The sequence below is a fragment of the Cohnella sp. GbtcB17 genome (assembly GCF_019091135.1).
In the GTDB taxonomy this organism is placed as follows: domain Bacteria; phylum Bacillota; class Bacilli; order Paenibacillales; family Paenibacillaceae; genus Cohnella.
Window position 1 is genome coordinate 1 of sequence record NZ_JAGXJW010000557.1, and the last position, 230, is coordinate 230.

The following is a 230-nucleotide window of genomic DNA, read 5'->3' on the forward strand; positions in this document are numbered from 1 at the left end:
GCCTCGTAGTCGGTTTCCTTGTAGCCGTTGTCCTCGACACGAATCTCGGCGCTGCTCTCGGACATGCTCGCGCTGACGGCGATCTCGCCGTCCTCTCCCATATTCCGCACGCCATGAAGGATCGCATTCTCGATTACCGGCTGAATGACGATCTTCGGAATCAGGTTGGCAAGCGTCCGCTCGTCAATATGCCAGGCAACGGAAAAGCCGTACTCGTAGCGCTTCTGCTG

The 230-nt window shown here is 57.8% G+C and carries 1 protein-coding gene; it reads right to left on the minus strand.

Features of this window, described 5'->3' with window-relative positions; all coding sequences use genetic code 11:
• The coding region (locus KVT38_RS34425; protein WP_368859204.1) for a sensor histidine kinase at positions 1-230 on the minus strand (230 nt) is incomplete at both ends.